Source organism: Burkholderia anthinoferrum (genome assembly GCF_002925705.1).
Lineage (GTDB): Bacteria > Pseudomonadota > Gammaproteobacteria > Burkholderiales > Burkholderiaceae > Burkholderia > Burkholderia semiarida.
The window spans coordinates 441,104-457,668 of record NZ_LFZP01000052.1 but is presented as its reverse complement, the minus strand read 5'-3'; the positions used below and the strand labels follow the sequence as shown (position 1 = coordinate 457,668).

General features: G+C 69.2%; 14 protein-coding genes. 8 read left to right on the top strand and 6 right to left on the bottom strand.

What is annotated here, in order from left to right:
* Positions 1-18 precede the first annotated feature (18 nt).
* Together C5F75_RS24690 and C5F75_RS24685 are read right to left on the bottom strand one after the other, a co-directional pair.
* Positions 19-741 carry a haloacid dehalogenase type II gene (locus tag C5F75_RS24690; RefSeq protein ID WP_089465526.1) on the bottom strand — a complete coding sequence of 241 codons (723 nt, stop codon included), beginning with the start codon at positions 739-741 and terminating at the stop codon, positions 19-21.
* Positions 742-982: 241 nt separating this feature from the next.
* Positions 983-2,860 (bottom strand): sulfatase-like hydrolase/transferase, encoded by a 1,878-nt coding sequence (locus C5F75_RS24685; RefSeq protein ID WP_089465777.1) that lies wholly within the window; start codon positions 2,858-2,860, stop codon positions 983-985.
* A gap of 135 nt (positions 2,861-2,995) precedes the next feature.
* On the opposite strand from C5F75_RS24685, the gene C5F75_RS24680 reads away from it, so the two are divergent.
* Positions 2,996-4,045 carry a LysR substrate-binding domain-containing protein gene (locus C5F75_RS24680; RefSeq protein WP_104012891.1) on the top strand — a complete coding sequence of 350 codons (1,050 nt, stop codon included), beginning with the start codon at positions 2,996-2,998 and terminating at the stop codon, positions 4,043-4,045.
* A 285-nt stretch (positions 4,046-4,330) separates the two neighbouring features.
* Positions 4,331-6,580, top strand: a complete 2,250-nt coding sequence (locus tag C5F75_RS24675) for a putative bifunctional diguanylate cyclase/phosphodiesterase (protein ID WP_104012843.1) — start codon at positions 4,331-4,333, stop codon at positions 6,578-6,580.
* A gap of 27 nt (positions 6,581-6,607) precedes the next feature.
* Here the strand turns inward: C5F75_RS24675 and C5F75_RS24670 are convergent, their stop codons facing one another.
* On the bottom strand, positions 6,608-7,669 hold the full coding sequence (locus C5F75_RS24670) for a diguanylate cyclase (protein ID WP_099317302.1): 1,062 nt from the start codon (positions 7,667-7,669) through the stop codon (positions 6,608-6,610).
* A gap of 67 nt (positions 7,670-7,736) precedes the next feature.
* Entirely contained in the window at positions 7,737-8,741 is a 1,005-nt protein-coding gene (cheB, locus tag C5F75_RS24665; protein WP_060967670.1) for a chemotaxis response regulator protein-glutamate methylesterase, read from the bottom strand.
* A gap of 311 nt (positions 8,742-9,052) precedes the next feature.
* Between cheB and C5F75_RS24660 the strand changes: the two genes are divergently transcribed.
* Positions 9,053-9,481, top strand: coding sequence for a hypothetical protein (locus C5F75_RS24660; RefSeq protein ID WP_059582492.1), 429 nt, complete (start codon positions 9,053-9,055; stop codon positions 9,479-9,481).
* A 43-nt stretch (positions 9,482-9,524) separates the two neighbouring features.
* On the opposite strand, the gene C5F75_RS24655 is transcribed toward C5F75_RS24660, so the two are convergent.
* Complete coding sequence (locus C5F75_RS24655; protein WP_050013757.1) at positions 9,525-9,749, bottom strand: hypothetical protein; 225 nt, start codon at positions 9,747-9,749, stop codon at positions 9,525-9,527.
* A 287-nt stretch (positions 9,750-10,036) separates the two neighbouring features.
* Here C5F75_RS24655 and C5F75_RS24650 point away from each other — a divergent pair, with 287 nt between their 5' ends.
* From C5F75_RS24650 to C5F75_RS24635, 4 genes are all read left to right on the top strand, one after another.
* On the top strand, positions 10,037-10,726 hold the full coding sequence (locus C5F75_RS24650; RefSeq protein WP_059582489.1) for a DUF969 domain-containing protein: 690 nt from the start codon (positions 10,037-10,039) through the stop codon (positions 10,724-10,726).
* Positions 10,723-11,673, top strand: coding sequence for a DUF979 domain-containing protein (locus C5F75_RS24645; RefSeq protein ID WP_059582486.1), 951 nt, complete (start codon positions 10,723-10,725; stop codon positions 11,671-11,673). Before C5F75_RS24650 ends, C5F75_RS24645 begins: the two co-directional genes overlap by 4 nt.
* Before the next feature lie 19 nt (positions 11,674-11,692).
* The gene (locus tag C5F75_RS24640; RefSeq protein ID WP_059583082.1) at positions 11,693-12,715 is read left to right on the top strand and encodes a DUF2891 domain-containing protein; all 1,023 of its coding nucleotides are present in this window, start codon (positions 11,693-11,695) and stop codon (positions 12,713-12,715) included.
* Between the two features lie 156 nt (positions 12,716-12,871).
* Entirely contained in the window at positions 12,872-13,936 is a 1,065-nt protein-coding gene (locus tag C5F75_RS24635; RefSeq protein WP_059582483.1) for an asparaginase, read from the top strand.
* A 58-nt stretch (positions 13,937-13,994) separates the two neighbouring features.
* Here C5F75_RS24635 and C5F75_RS24630 read toward each other — a convergent pair whose 3' ends face one another.
* Entirely contained in the window at positions 13,995-14,969 is a 975-nt protein-coding gene (locus C5F75_RS24630) for a LysR family transcriptional regulator (protein ID WP_059582480.1), read from the bottom strand.
* A gap of 142 nt (positions 14,970-15,111) precedes the next feature.
* Between C5F75_RS24630 and C5F75_RS24625 the strand changes: the two genes are divergently transcribed.
* Complete coding sequence (locus tag C5F75_RS24625) at positions 15,112-16,518, top strand: aspartate ammonia-lyase (RefSeq protein ID WP_104012842.1); 1,407 nt, start codon at positions 15,112-15,114, stop codon at positions 16,516-16,518.
* The last annotated feature ends 47 nt before the right edge of the window (positions 16,519-16,565 follow it).

Here is a 16,565-nt window from a genome sequence, read left to right as displayed (position 1 = left end):
CGGCCGCGCCGCCGGTAGTCAACCGGGGCAGCCCAGCCGATCGGCGAGTTCGTTCAGATCCCTGACGTCGAAATCCCACGCGTCGTCGGCCTGCAGGTCGGTCGTCTGGCCGGGCCCGTGCTCGGTCGGCCGCAGCACGAACGCGGTCGACAGCCCGAGCCGGCGCGCGGCGGCCAGATCGCCGTTGTGCGCGGCCACGAGGCACAGCTCGGCCGGCGCGAGGCCGAGAATCTCGACCGCTTCGGTATAGACGGCCGGCGACGGCTTGTACGCGCGGGCGACCTCGGCGCCGAGAATCGCGTCCCACGGCAGCCCGCCGTGTTTCGCGACGTCGACCATCAGCCGGATGTTGCCGTTCGACAGCGGCGCGATGATGTAGCGCTGCTTCAGCCGGTGCAGCCCGGCGACGGAGTCGGGCCACGGATCGAGCCGGTGCCATGCGAGATTGAGCGCGTCGATGTCGGCATCGGGCGCGTCGACGATCCCGAAACGGTCGAGCGTGCGCACGAGGTTCTCGCGATGCAGCACGTCGAGCCGCACGTAGCGGCGGCGTCCGCTGCGGATTTCTTCCATCGACGGCGAATATTCGGCGCGCCACGCGTCGGCGAACGCGAACGGGTCGAGCGTCGGCGCGTGACGCTCAAGGAATGCGGCGGCGCCGCGCGCGACGCCGCTTCTCCAGTCGACGATCGTTCCGAAGACATCGAAAACGAGCGCCTTGATTTCGGCAGGGTTCGTCATGGTGATCGAGTGAAGGTCGTTCGATGAGGGGTCACATCGCCGTGCCGCCGGATGGCATGGCGCCGGTTCGATCGACATTGAATCACGGATACGAAAACCCGGCCCGGGAGGGCGCGGTGCGTGGCTCGCGCGCCGGTCGCGCCAGAGCCGGCGCGCGCGGCGACGGCGCGCGGCGGCCGGCCGGACGGTACCGGCTGACGCGCGCGCCGAACCTCGACTGGGGCCCGGTGCGTTCAGGCGGTCAGTGCCGCTTGCGGACCTGCACCTGCACCTTCCCGTGGCGAATCGGCATCACGTCCGGGCTGTCGTCGCCGACTTCGCTGGCGATCAGGTCGTTCAGGCGGCCGTTCATCGCGAGCAGCAATTCGCCGTGCTGCTTCCTGTCCATCGCGAGATTGCGCATCTCGCCCGGGTCGCTCGCGATGTCGAACAACTCGACGTCGTTGCGCGCGAACAGATCCTCCATCGTCGTCGGCCGGTTGAATTCGAGCGGCGAGAAATAGCGCGTGAAGCGGTAGCGGCCGTCGAACACGCTGCGGATCGTGCCGCGCAACCGGAAATCCGGCTGCTGCGCGAGCGCGCGGCGCAGCCGTTCATCCTCCGGCACGCCTTTCTGCCGCAGCGTGCCGAGTTCCTTCAGCATCCATTCGCTGTCGTAGTACAGCAGCATCGCGTAGTTGAACAGCGTCGCATCGCGCGCAGCGTCGCATCGCGCGCCGCGCCGTTTCGCGTCCGCCGGTTTCGCGAGCCAGCGCGTGAGGTCGTGCCCCTTCAACGCGCTGCCGCGGATCGTCGCGAGCCGCGCGGCGTCGAGGCCGGTGAGTCCGAGCAAGGTCGGCGCGATGTCGATGTGCGACGTCAGCGCATCGCACTGCATGCCGCCCGGATACGCGGGATGCCGGATCACGAGCGGCACGTGATTCTGCGGCTGGTACGCGGCCGCGCCCTTGCCGACGAGCTGGTGCGCGCCGACGTGGTCGCCGTGGTCGGCCGTCATCACGACGATCGTGCGTTCGTCGAGCTGGAGCGACCGCAGCGTCTGCAGCAGGCGCACGACGTGCGTGTCGCAATCGCGGATGCAGTTGAAGTAGTTGTCCTGATAGAGGCGCACGCGTTCGTCGGTGAACGGGTAGCGCCCGACGAGGTTCGCATGCGCGGCGTTGAACATGCCGTGCGCGGGCGGCCGCCCCGGCTCGTCGTACGGCTGCCGCCGCGACGCCGCGAGCGGCACGTCGCGCCATGACGTGCGGTACAGCGCGTCGTTCGGCGGCGGCGCGTTGCCGAGCATCGGATGGTTCGCATCCTGCACCGTCGAGCCGTTCGTGTCGGTGTTCACGAACATCGCGTCGTGCGGGTTCACGAGATTCACCGCGAGGAACCACGGCCTGCCTTCCTTCGCGAGGCGCGGCGCATGGTTGCGCATCCAGCTCACCGCGGCCTCGGCCGTGAGCCCGTCGTACTCGTAGCCGCCGCGCACCATGCCGATCAGGTCGCCCACGCCGAAGTAGTCGTCGAAGCCGTACGCGCGGATCGTGCGGTTGTAGTCGGCCACGGGCGCCGTGTACGGGCTCGCGGTTTCGTGCATCGACGCGCTCAAGTGCCACTTGCCGAGATACGCGGCGTAGTAGCCGGCATCGCGCAGCATGTGGCCGACGGTGCGTATGTCCGGCGACATGTCCTGTTGCCAGGGCAGGCCCGCGTTGTCGAGCACGCCGGTGTGCTGGATGTGCTGCCCCGTATAGACCGTCGAGCGCGACGGCGAGCACACGCATGCGGCGATCTGGTGATGCATGAACGTGATGCCGTCGCGGCGCAGCGCTTCGCGGCCGGGCACCGGGAACGGCCAGCGGTCGAAGTGGCGTTCCTGGTCGGTCAGGATGAACAGGATGTTGTAGCCGGCGGGCGGGGTGGCGGGCGCCGTTGCGGCGCCGCGCAAGCCGGGATCGACGGCTGAGGCGGTCGCGGCGGTCGCGGTACCGGCGGCCGGGGCCGGCGGCGGCGGGTTCGCGGCCAGCGCATCGGCGCCGATGCCGGCCGACGCGACGGCCGCACCGGCCAGCTTGAGGAACCGACGCCGCGCGGTGGGCTCGGTGGCGGGGGCGTCCTGATCGTCTTTCACGTCGGCTGTCTCCTGGTCATGCACGGCTCGTGCCGGGGGTTTTCATGCCGACGACTATGCGGCAGGATCGCGTATCGATCGATGAAAGATCAGGGTCGATCGATAACCTGACGAACATGAATGACGGAGGCGCCCGTGACCCTCGACCCCCGCGGCCCGGCCGGCCGCACGCGACCGGGCCCGCTCGCGCCGCCCGGCGCGCCGGCCCACGAGCAGCGCATCGCGCAGGCGCTGCGGCGGCTGCGTGTGCGCGACATGGAAACGCTCGATACGCTCGGCCGCACACGCAGCTTCGCGCGCACGTCCGAGGCCGCGTCGATCACGCAGCCGGCGTTGTCGAAATGGCTGCGCGAGCTCGAGGACTCGCTCGGGCTGCCGCTGTTCGAGCGCACGTCGCGGCGGGTCGCGCCGACGGCATACGGCGATGCGCTGCTCGAATGCATCGGCCGCGTGCTGACCGACATGCGCGGCGTCGCACCCGCGTTCGACGCGTTGCGGACCGGCGCCGGCCGACCGGTGTCGATCGGCCTGCTGCCGAACATGGCGCCGCAACTGATTCCGGGCGCGCTCGCGTGGCTGCGGGAAGCCGGCCGCCCGGTACAGCTCAACGTGCGGGAAGACACGCTCGACCGGATGCTCGTGCAGGCGCGGCGCCACGAGCTCGACCTGCTCGTGTGCCGGCTCGACGCGTCGGCGTTGAGCGCGGGGCTCGCCGTCGCGCCGTTGTACCGCGACGACATGATCGTCGTGTGCGGGCCGCGCCATCCGTTGCTCGGGCGTGCGCGGATCGGCTGGCGCGACGCCGCCGCGTTTCCGTGGATCGCGCCGCCGTTCGGTTCTCCCGCGCGCACGGCGCTCGATGCCGAGTTCGCGAAGGCCGGCCTGGCGCCGCCGGCCGTGCTGATGGAGTCGGTGTCGTGGCAGACCAACCGCGCGGTCGCCGACCAGTCGCCGTGCCTGTTCGTGCAGTCGGCCCGCGCGTTCGACCTCGCCGCGCGGGCCGGCGAGCGCGTCGGCCGGCTGCCGCTGAAGTTGTCGACGATGCCGGAGACGGTCGGTGCGTTGTATGCGGCACCGGCGAGCGTGTCGGTCGCCGCGGCGATCGACGCGCTGAGCGCGGTGACGCGCACGCATCCTGGCGCGGACGAGCGACCGGGAACGGAGCGGGGCGCGGACACATTCTGACGGATCGTTTTCGGAGAACGCGCGCGCGGCCTTCGTGCGGTGCAGCAACCTGGCGGCGAACCGTTCGCCGCTGGCGGGGGCGGCGCGGCAACCGAGCGTATCCCCTGATGGAAGCAGGTATGCCGATCGTCACGGATTGGTGTTAAATAGATTTCGGCGCGCCCTCGCTCGGCGCGCAAACGGGGCGCACCGGGCATCGGCGTAAACCCGAGGCGGAACAGGGCACGAAATATCGAAAACGAATCGGGCGCATCAGACCCGGTCGGACAGACGGCAGGATTCACTTTGAATACCGAACCGCAAAGTTCTCGTTACAGCCTCGGGCTCGCCGCGGAAGTGCTCGCATCCGAGCAGAGCGTGCTGAGGCTGATCACACGCAACACGCCGCTGCCGGAACTGTTGGTCGAGGTTTGCCGGCGTGCCGAGGCTTTGCTCGGCGACGGCGCGTCGTGCACGATCCTGCTGCTCGATACGGACGGCATGCACGTGCGCGTGGGCGCGGCGCCGTCGTTGCCCGCGCAGTACAGCGCGGCGATCGACGGCGCGACGATCGGGCCCGCGGCCGGCTCGTGCGGCACCGCGATGTACGAGCGCCGGATGGTCACCGTCGAGGACATCGAAACCGATCCGCTATGGGCCGACTACCGCGCGATCGCGTTGCCGCTGGGCTTGCGCGCGTGCTGGTCGGTGCCGTTCCTCGACGATGCGGGCGCCGTGCTCGGCGCGTTCGCCGTCTATCACCCGCGGCCGTGCCGGCCCAGCGACGAGGAAACCGCGCTGTTGCGCGATATCGGCAACAGCGTCGGCCTCGCGGTGCATCAGGACCGGATCGCGCGCCAGCTCGCGCGCAGCGAGGAACATCACCGGCTCGTCGTCAACAGCCTGAGCGAGGGCATCCTCGTCGTCTCGCGCGATGGCGTCGTGATCGCGAGCAATCCGAGCGCGAACCGGATGATGCGCGTGAAGGGCGAGCTCGTCGGCCGCCGGCTGTCGACGGTGATCCTGCGCAAGCTGCGCGAGGACGGCACGCCGATCGAGCCGCACGACTGGCCGAGCCGGCGCGCGCTCGAGACGGCCACGCCGATGCTCGACTATACGGTCGGCTTCGGTCTCGCGGACGGCGACATCATCTGGGTGCGCGGCAACGCGGTGCCGATCGTCAGGCCGGGCGACACGCAGGCCGATTCGGTGCTCGTGTCGTTCAACGACATCGGCCCCGTGCGCGAAGCGCAGCAGCAGTTGCGCTACATGGCGACCCGCGACGCGCTGACGGGCCTCTACAACCGCCGCTGGCTCGGCGACCGCATGCGCGAGCTGTTCGGCGCGCCCGACGCGGCGGGCGGGCCCGCGCGCGTTGCGATCCTGTTCATCGATCTGGTCGGCTTCAAGAAGGTCAACGACACGGCCGGCCACGACGCGGGCGACGCGCTGCTGCGCAGCGTCGCGTCGCGGCTCGCGGCCTGCGCGGACGACCGCTACGCGCTCACGCGCGTCGGCGGCGACGAGTTCGTGATCCTCGTCGACGACTGCGACGATCCCGACCGTCTCGCGGTGCTCGCGCGCGAGGTGATCGACGCGATCGCGAAGCCGTTCGCGATCGCGAACAACGAATACTGGCTCGGCGTATCGATCGGCATCAGCGTCGCGCCGCGCGACGGCGACGATGCGGTGACGCTGATGCGCAACGCCGATTCGGCGATGTACGACGCGAAGCAGCGCGGCCGCAACCACTTCACGTTCTTCACCGCGCAGCTCAACCTGCGGCTGCAGCGCCGCTTCGCGATCGAGCAGTCGCTGCGGCGCGCGCTGGCGTCGGACACGCTGCGGCTCGCGTATCAGCCCGTCATCGATGCGCGCAGCGGCCGCACGGTCGGCGCCGAGGCGCTGCTGCGCTGGACGAGCCCCGAGCTCGGGCCGATGTCGCCGGCGGAATTCATTCCGGTCGCGGAAGATACGGGGCTGATCGTCGCGATCGGCCAGTGGGTGCTCGAAACCGCGTGCCGGCAGGCCGCCGAGTGGCGCCGCACGATCGCGCCGGACCTGATGCTGGCCGTCAACCTGTCGCCGCGGCAGTTCCACGAGGGGCTCGTCGAATCGGTCGGCCGCTGTCTCGCGCAAACGCGGCTCGACCCGTCCGCGCTGGAGCTGGAGATCACCGAAGGCGTGCTGATGAACGACACGGACACCGTGCTGCCGATGCTCGAAGCGCTCACGGACATGAACGTGCGCATTTCGGTCGACGATTTCGGCACCGGCTATTCGTCGCTCGCGTACCTGAAGCGCTTTCCGCTGCACAACCTGAAGGTCGACCGCTCGTTCGTGTCGGGCGTGCCCGATCATCACGACTCGGTCGCGATCACGCAGGCGGTCGTCGCGATGGCGCATTCGCTCGGGATGAAGGTCACGGCCGAGGGCGTCGAGACGCAGGCGCAGTCGTGGTTCCTGCAGCAGATCGGCTGCGACATGCAGCAGGGCTACCTGTTCAGCCGCCCGCTGGACGCGGGCGACTACGCGCGCCGGCTCGGCGCGGCCTGAGCGCGGCGCGTTCGCCGGTTGCAGCCGCTACCGAGCGTCGAACCCGCCGGCGCCCGGCGGCGTCGACGACGGATCGATCTCGACCCGGTTCTTGCCCGCGTGCTTCGCGCGATAGAGCGCGCGGTCGGCCGCCTCGATCAGGACGGTCGTCGGCAGGCCGGGCGCGGGCACGATGCTCGCGCCGCCGATGCTGATCGTCACGGTCTGGTTGCCCGTCGACGAATGCGCGTGCCGCAGTCGCAGCCCCTCGACCGCGAGCCGGATCTTCTCGCCGAGCAGCCGCGCGGCGCCGGGCGACGTGCCGGGCATCACGACCGCGAATTCCTCGCCGCCGAAGCGCGCGGCGAGATCGCCCGATTGCCCGAGGCAGCGCTCGATCGTCGACGCGATCTGCTTGAGCACGCTGTCGCCCGACACGTGCCCGTACGTGTCGTTGTACAGCTTGAAGTTGTCGACGTCGATCATCAGCAGCGACAGCTCGCTGCGCTCGCGCGCGCCGCGCCGCCACTCGGCGGCCAGGTATTCGTCGAGATAGCGGCGGTTCGACAGCCCGGTCAGGCCGTCGGAGTGCGTGAGGCGCCGCAGTTCGAGATTGGCCTCGAGCAGTTGCTGCTGCGACTGCCGCAACGCGCGATAGGCCTCGTCGCGCTGCAGCAGGTTCAGGTACGAGCGCGAGTGGTAGCGGATGCGCGCGACCAGCTCGATGCGATCGGGCAGCTTGACCAGATAGTCGTTCGCGCCGGACGCGAACGCGGCACTCTTGATCACCGGTTCTTCCTGCGTCGACAGCACGATGATCGGCACGTCGCGCGTCGCCGGGTTCGCGCGGTACGCCCGCACGAGGCTCAGCCCGTCGGTGCCCGGCATCACGAGGTCCTGCAGGATCACGGTCGGGCGCGTCTCGATCGCGGCGGCCATCGCGTCGTCCGAGCGCGGGCAGTAGTGGAAGTCGATGCCTTCCTCGTCGACGAGCGCGCGCCGCACGGCTTCCGCGACGATCGTCTGGTCGTCGACCAGCAGCACCATCGCCGGCGCGTCGGCGGGCGACGCGCTCGGGCCGCCGGGCGGGCGAGTCAGGTCAATCGTCATGGTCGATGCGGGTTGTTGCGGTTGTTGCAGGAGCAGGCATGGGTGTTGCGCGCGGTCATCGTCGGGCTCAGATGCGCGCGAGCGCGGCCAGTTCGCCCGCGATGCGCCCGAGCGGCAGGATCGCGCGCGCCGCGCCGAGCGTCGCGGCCGCCTTCGGCATCCCGTACACGGCGCTCGTCGCTTCGTCCTGCGCGATCGTATGGTAGCCCTTCATCCGCAGCGCCTTCAGGCCGATCGCGCCGTCGCGCCCCATCCCCGTCAGCAGCACGCCGATCACGCGGCCCGGCCAGTGCTCGGTCAGGCTGTTGAAGAACACGTCGACCGACGGGCGATACGGCGTGGCGGCCGGTTCACGCGTGTATTCGAGCGTGCCGGCGCGCGTGACGCGCAGGTGATCGTCGGTCGCCGCGAGCAGCGCGACGCCCGGCTGCGGGCGGTCGCCCGCGCGGGCGACGCGCACGGTGAGCCGGGTCTGGCCGTCGAGCCATTGCGCCATGCCTTCGGCGAACGCGCGATCGACGTGCTGCACGATCACGATCGGCGCATTGAAATCGGCCGGCAGGCTGCCGAGGATCGACGCAAGCGCGCCAGGGCCGCCGGCCGATGCGCCGATCGCGACCAGCGGGCCGCCGCCGGTGCGCGCGGCCGCGCCGGCGACGCGCGTGCCGCCCGGCGCGTCGAGCAGGTGGCCGATCTGGTCGATCTTTGCGAGCAGCAGTTTCGTCGTGTCGCCGGCCGCGCCGTCGCCGAGCCGCGGCGTGTCGACCGCGTCGAGCGCACCGGCGCCCATCGCCTCGAACACGCGCCACGCGTTCGCGCCGATGCAGCTCGTCACGATCAGGATCGCGCATGGCCGTTCGGAACGCATGATCCGGCGGGTCGCCTCGATCCCGTCGCATTTCGGCATGATCAGGTCCATCAGGACGATGTCGGGCGGCTGCGTGGCGCACAGTTCGACGGCTTGCGCGCCGTCGGTCGCGACCCACAGCACGCGGTGCTCGGGCCGTCGCGCGATCGCGCGGCGCATCGCCTCGACGGCTAGCGGGAGGTCGTTGACGATGCCGATGTTCACAAGCGGAATTCTCCGGTCGGTTCGTGGTGTTGGAGCTGGGCCGGGTTCATGGAGGGGGCAGCCTGTTCGGCGCGGCCGAACGGCATCGGCGGCCGGACGGCGCGGCGTTCTTTTCGGTTGGCGACGCCCGAATGCTGTCATGCGGCGCGGGCGGCGGCAATCGAAAAATTTGCGCATTGCGCCGTTTCAGACCATTTCCTCTATGGCGATGCCGCATTGCGTGCCAGCGGGCCAGTCGATCCTGTCCCGGCAGGCCGCGAAAGTCCGCATGTTACCGTGCCGGCATCGACAAAAAGAAAGGAGGGAACCGGATGACCGCGCCCGAAACCGTACTCGTCAGCCGCGCTCCATACGCGCCGATCGTGATCGAGCAGGACGGCCGTTTGCTGTACCGAATCCACATCGAGAGCGGGCACGCGTCGTTCCACCGCGATTTCCCGGTCGAACCCGACGCGGTGCGCGTGCTGCGCGACGATGCCGAGCGCTACTACTTCCTGTTCGCCGCGCTTCACCATCCGTATCAGCTGCGCGCGACGAACCTCTCCGACGCGGAGCGCGAGCGCCATTTCGGCACGATCCTGTTTGCCGGCCGCGACGAGGTCGAAGCCTTCATGACGGAACGCGATCGCGCGAGCAACGGCGCGGTGGCGAACCTGCTGAGGATCTTCACGCAGGCCGATTACCGGCAAATGCGCGAGGGCCGGTGGTTCGGCGTGGGCGCGGGCACGCCGGCCGCGTAGCGGGCCGTACCGCGCATCGGGCAGCGGCCGCGCCGCCGCGCCGTCAATGGCTGCGCGCGTAGCCCTGGATCAGCGCGCGCATCATTCCCTCGACCGTCGCATCGCGCAGGTCGTCTTCCTGCTCGGCTTCCTCGACAAGCGCGGCATAGGCGGTCGCGAGCGTCACGCGGTCGACTTCATGGCGTTGCTCCATCAGCGTCACCATCCCGTCCTTCGCCAGATGGGCGGAGAACGCGCGGCTGCCGATGGTCTGGAATACGTCAATCATGGCGGCTCTCCCGTACGTTGCCGATGCTTTCCAGTGTAGTCGGCGTGCCGCGGCCGCGCCACGCGGCCGCGCCACGCGGGCGGGCCGGCACGCCCGATTCATCGGATGAAAGGCGGCCGACACACGGTGCGCGCACGGTGTGCCGCTTCAACGTTTACCCGAACCTGCAAATTGTCGACTTTTTATCGATAAAGTCTCGTGTTAGATTTCGCCGTCCGAGCCCGATGCAAACCGGGCCGGCCGCGCGCGGCCGACGTGCCGCGCGTCCCCAGACACGAGGAGGAGAAATGCTGGTGCTGATTGGGGTGCCGATCGTCGTGATCGGCTTCGCGCTGCGCTTCAATGCGCTGCTGGTGGTCACGATCGCGGGGCTCGCGACGGGGCTGGCGGGCGGGCTGAATCTCGTCGACATCGTCAGCGCGTTCGGCAAGGCGTTCACCGAGAACCGCTACATGGGGCTGATCTGGCTCACGCTGCCGGTGATCGCGCTGCTCGAGCGCAACGGGCTCAAGGAGCAGGCGAAGCGGATGATCTCGCGGGTGCAGGCGGCCACCACGGGCCGCGTGCTGATGCTGTACTTCGTGCTGCGCCAGGGGACGGCCGCGCTCGGCCTCACGTCGCTCGGCGGTCACGCACAGATGGTGCGGCCGCTGATCGCGCCGATGGCCGAGGCTGCCGCGGTCGGCCGGCACGGCGAGTTGCCCGAGTCGGTGCGCCAGCAGATCCGCGCGCATGCGTCGGGCGCCGACAACGTCGCCGTGTTCTTCGGCGAGGACATTTTCATCGCGATCCAGTCGATCCTGCTGATCAAGGGCTTTCTCGAACAGAACGGCATCTCCATCGAGCCGCTGCACCTGTCGGTGTGGGCGATCCCGACCGCCGTCGCCGCGCTGCTGATTCACTGCACGCGCCTCGCGCTGCTCGACCGCCGGCTTGCGCGCGGCTTCGGCCTGGTGAAGCAGGAGGGCGCGCGATGATCGGCCTCGAATCGCTGTACACGCTCGCGGGGCTGATGTTCGCCGCGTTCGCGTACTTCAACCTGACGGACCGCACGAACCCGCGTCGCGTCTTCAATTTCGCGTTCTGGGCCATTTACGCGGTCACGTTCCTGTTCGGTGCGCTGCTGCCGCATTTCGTGACGGGCTGCCTCGCGATCGCGCTCGCGGTGATCGCCGGTTCGGGCAAGCTTGGCCGCGGCCAGTCCGACGAGGCGGGCGGTGCGGCGGCGGTGCGGCGCGAGACGCTCGCGCAGCGGTTCGGCAACCGGCTGTTCCTGCCCGCGCTGCTGATTCCGGTCGTCACGCTGATCGGCACGTTCGCGCTGAAACTCCTGCCGTTCGTCGAGCCGAAGAGCGTGACGCTGATCTCGCTCGTGCTCGGCACGATCGTCGCGTTCGTCGTCGCGCTCGCGATGCTGCGCGATTCTCCCGTACATGCGCTGAAGGAAGCGCGTCACACGATGGATGCGGTCGGCTGGGCCGCGATCCTGCCGCAGATGCTCGCGGCGCTCGGCGCGCTGTTCGCGGTCGCGGGCGTCGGCGGCGTGGTGTCGGGGCTCGTGAAGGAGTGGGTGCCGATCGATTCGCCGTTCGCGGTGGTCGCGGCCTACACGGTCGGCATGGCGCTGTTCACGATGATCATGGGCAACGGCTTCGCCGCGTTTCCGGTGATGACGGCGGGCATCGGCCTGCCGTTGATCGTCCATCAATTCCACGGCAATCCGGCGATCATGGGCGCGATCGGGATGCTGAGCGGCTTCTGCGGTACGCTGATGACGCCGATGGCCGCGAACTTCAACATCGTGCCCGCGGCGCTGCTCGAACTGAAGGACAAGAACGGCGTGATCAAGACGCAGTGGCCGACGGCCGTGCTGCTGCTGGCCGTGAACACGCTGCTGATGTACGCATTCGTATTCCGCTTCTGATTCGATGGAAGAGATCCTCATGACCGACCGACTCACCCCCGAACTCGCGTCGAAATTCGCGTCGCTCGCGCTCGCGCACCTGACTCGCGAATATCCGAACAAGCTCACGCACGCGCTCGAGGGGCCGCACGACGTGCAGGGCCCGCGCGCGCTGCACCCGATCTTCTACGGCAGCTACGACTGGCACTCGTGCGTGCACGGCTACTGGCTCGTGCTGCGCGTGCTCGAACGTTACCCGGCATTGCCGGAGGCCGAGCGCATCGTCGCGATCGTCGACGCGCACTTTACCGACGCGAACGTCGCCGGCGAGCGCGCGTATCTCGCGCTGCCGCACAACGCGGGCTTCGAGCGGCCGTACGGCTGGGCATGGCTGCTCGCGCTCGCCGCGCAACTCGAGCGGCTTGCGCTGAAGGGCGCGCTGCCGCAGGCCGCGCGCTGGGCGAAGACGATGGCGCCGCTGGCCGACCTGTTCGTGTCGCGCTTCGAGACTTTCCTGCCGAAGGCCACCTATCCGCTGCGCGTCGGCACGCATTTCAACACCGCGTTCGCGCTGGCGCTTGCGCTCGATTTCGCCCGTGACACGCAGCGCGACGGGCTCGCCGCGCTGATCGTCGATACCGCGAAGCGCTGGCACCTGAACGACGTCGCGTGCCAGGCGTGGGAGCCGTCGGGCGATGAATTCCTGTCGCCCGCGCTGATGGAAGCCGAACTGATGCGACGCGTGCTGCCGGCCGCCGAATTCGACGGCTGGTTCGCGCGCTTCCTGCCCGATCTCGCGCGCGGCGAGCCGGCGACGCTGTTCGAGCCGGCGACCGTCAGCGACCGCAGCGACGGCAAGATCGCGCACCTCGACGGGCTGAACCTGAGCCGTGCGTGGTGCCAGCGGTCGCTGGCCGGCGCGCTGCCGCAAGGCGATGCGCGGCGCGCGAAGCTGCTCGACGCGGCCGAACGGCATCTCGCGAGCGCGCTCGCGCACGTGGCCGGCGACTACATGGGCGAGCACTGGCTCGCCACGTTCGCGTTGCTCGCGCTGGACGCGTAGCGCGCCACGGGCGTTCGTGGGGCGCGCTTGCCTTTGCGTCGCATGCAACACCGCTTTCCATGTCAGGGCCGACGCGCGGCGGCGACGACTCGCTACACTGCCGTACCGGTTGGACGGGCCCCGGCGTCAGGCCCCCGAGCAAGGAGACAAAAGAGGATGGACACCCCACGCGCAGCGGTCGTCACGTACCGCGGCAATGCGATCGAGAACACGCACGTCGCCCATGTGGCGGTCGTCGATGCACGCGGCCGGCTGCTGGCCCGGTTCGGCGATCCGTTCCGGATGACGCTCGCGCGGTCGGCGGCCAAGCCGGCCCAGGCGCTGTCGGTGATCGAGACGGGCGCGCCGGAGCGCTTCGGCTTCGACGACGCGGACATCGCGCTGATGTGTGCATCGCACAGCAGCGAGGACCGTCACATCGAACGCACGCGCGCGATGCTCGCGAAGGTCGCCGCGCACGAAGCGGATCTGCGCTGCGGCGGCCATCCGCCGTTGTCCGACGCGGTGTACCGTTCATGGATCAAGCGCGACTACACGCCGACCGGCGTATGCAGCAACTGTTCGGGCAAGCATGTCGGGATGCTGGCCGGCGCGCAGGCGATCGGCGCGGCGATCGCCGATTACCATCTGCCCGACCATCCGATGCAGGTGCGCGTGAAGCAGGTGGTGGCCGATGCGTGCGGCCTGCGCGACGATGAAGTCGTCTGGGGCATCGACGGCTGCAACCTGCCGACGCCGGCGTTCCCGCTGGATCGGCTGGCGCGCCTGTACGCGTCGCTGGCCGACGGCGCGGACGCGGTGGAAGCGGGCGGTGCCCAGGTGACGGACCGGATCCGCGCACTGGCGCGCATTCATCGCGCGATGACCGCCCATCCGGAACTGGTGGCGGGTGAAGGGCGCTATTGCACGGTACTGATGAACGCGTTCGGCGGGCAGGTGGTCGGCAAGCTCGGCGCGGATGCGTGCTACGGGATCGGCGTGCGCGCGTCGGAACGCACGCGGCAACTCGGCGCGGATGGCGCGCTCGGCATCTCGGTGAAGATCGAGGACGGCAATCTCGACGTGCTGTACATGGTCGTCAGCGAAATCCTCGAGCGGCTGCAGATCGGCACGGCCGAGCAGCGTGCGCAACTGGCCGGCTTCCACCGCCCGCCGATGCTCAACACGCAGGGCGTCGAGTTCGGGCACGCGACGTTCCCGTTCGAATTGCAGGCGGCCTGAGCGCGGTTACCGCGCCGATGCCGCCGGCCCGTGACTCGGGCATGCGCATCGGCGCGCGCTACGCGCGTGCGCCGCGAATCCTCGCGAGTTCGCGCGCCGACAGCTCGCCGATCTGCGCGAGGTGTTCCACCAGAAAGTCCTTCAGCACGCGCAGCTTCGCCGAGCTGCGCCGGTTCGCCAGATACGCGATGTAGATGTATTCGCCGGTCAGCCGGTTCTGCAGCCGGTGCCGCGGCAGCACGGGTTCGAGCTCGCCGCTCGCGAGCAGGTCGCGCACGAGCCAGATTTCGAATTCCGCGATGCCAAGCCCCGCGCAGGTCGCTTCCAGCAGCAGCTCCGAATGGTCGGTGACGAGATTGCCGGCCGGCAGCACGCTGTGCCGCGCATCGCCGCTCACGAGCTCCCAGCGCGGATCGCCTTCGGGGTGCACGTAGCGCAGGCAGTTGTGGTGCTTCAGGTCGTCCGGCGTCGCCGGGCGCCCGCAGCGGTCGAGGTAGCCGGGCGTCGCGCACAGGATGCTGTCGTTGCGCGACAGCCGGTGGACGACCAGGTTGTCCAGGTAGTTCTCGCCTTCGTGGATGTCGAGATCGAAGCCGCCGGCCACGAGGTCGTTGTGGTTGTCGGTCAGCCGCACGTCGAGCTGGATCGTCGGATAGCGCGCCAGAAACGGCGCGATCAGCGGCGCGAGATGACGGCGGCCGAACGCGACGGGCGCGGTGAGCTTCAGCGGGCCGCTCGGCTGCGCATTCAGCTCGGCGACGACGCGCAGCGTGTCGTCGAGATCGGCGATCAGCGTGACCGCACGTTCCAGGTAGATATGGCCGGCTTCGGTGAGCGTCACGCTGTGCGTCGAGCGGTGCAGCAGCGCGACGCCGAGTGCCTCCTCGATCGCCGTGACCTTGCGCGCGACGGTGGACGTCGACACGTGCATCTCCTTCGCCACCGCCGAAAAACTCCCCGTTTCGACCACGCGCACGAACGCGCGCATCGCGCCGAGGTGATCGATGCCGGTTTCTCTCGCACCTTTTTTCATTCGATTCTCGCTGTTGCGTCCCACGCAAAACCGCTTTCGATAATACAGAAGCGAGCTTGTTTTTGCAAAGGCATAGAATGCGAACCCGTCGCGTCGGGAAGCGGCTGCCGGCGAGCGGCACGAGACATTTCAGGAGGGCACGATGGCAGAAAGCGGCTTCCGCGTCGAAGCGGATCTTTTAGGGAAACGAAGCATTCCGGCTACCGCGTATTACGGCGTCCATACGCTGCGCGCGAAAGAGAATTTCGACATTTCGGGCCGCACCATCGCGTCGCTGCCGTACCTCGTGATGGCGCTCGCGGCCGTGAAGGAAGCGGCGGCCGACGCCAATTGCGAACTCGGTCTGCTGCCGCGGCCGTACCGCGACGCGATCGCCGCGGCGTGCGTCGAGATCCGCGAAGGGCGGCTGCACGACCAGTTCGTCGTCGACATCATCCAGGGCGGCGCCGGCACGTCGACCAACATGAACGCGAACGAGGTGATCTGCAACCGCGCGCTCGAAATCATGGGGTACGCACGCGGGCAGTACGAATATCTGCATCCGAACGAGCACGTCAATCTCGCGCAGAGCACCAACGACGTCTATCCGACCGCGATCCGGATCGCGACGTGCTTCGCGGTCGAGCACCTGCTCGAGGCGATGGCGCGGCTGCGCGATGCCTTCGCGGAGCGCGCCGACGCGTTCGCCGGCTTGCTGAAGCTCGGCCGTACGCAGTTGCAGGACGCGGTGCCGATGACGCTCGGCCAGGAATTCTCGACCTACGCGGTGATGCTGACGGAAGACATCGCGCGGCTGCAGGAGGCCGGCTGGCTGATTCGCGAGATCAACCTCGGCGCGACCGCGATCGGCACGGGCATCACCGCGCATCCGGAGTACGCGGAGAAGGCGCTGGCCGCGCTGCGCCGCATCACCGGGCTCGACCTGAGCACCGCGCCGAACCTGATCGAGGCGACGCAGGATTGCGGCGCGTTCGTCCAGGTGTCGGGCGTGCTCAAGCGGATCGCCGTCAAGCTGTCGAAGATCTGCAACGACCTGCGGCTGCTGTCGAGCGGCCCGCGCGCGGGCTTCGGCGAGATCAACCTGCCGCCCGTGCAGGCCGGCTCGTCGATCATGCCCGGCAAGGTGAATCCGGTGATCCCGGAGGTCGTCAACCAGGTCGCGTTCGAGGTGTTCGGCAACGACGTGACCATCACGTTCGCGGCCGAGGCCGGCCAGCTTCAGCTCAACGCGTTCGAACCGGTGATCGCGAGCGCGCTGTTCCGCAGCTTCAGCCATCTGACGGCCGCCTGCACGACGCTCGCGCAGCGATGCGTGAGCGGCATCACCGCGAACCCCGAGCGGCTGCGCGAAACGATGGAGCGCTCGGTCGCGCTCGCCACCGCGCTGAATCCGTACATCGGCTACAAGCGCGCGACCGCCGTGGCCGCCGAAGCGCACGCGACCGGCAAGTCGATCCACGAGGTCGTGCTGGCGCGCGAACTGATGACCGAGGCGCAACTCGACGAAGCACTGCAGCCCGAAGCGCTGATCCGGCCGCGCGTGTTCTGACGCCGGCCGGGTCGCGGCCCAACCGAAAGCGCCCCCGCAGCGGGGCG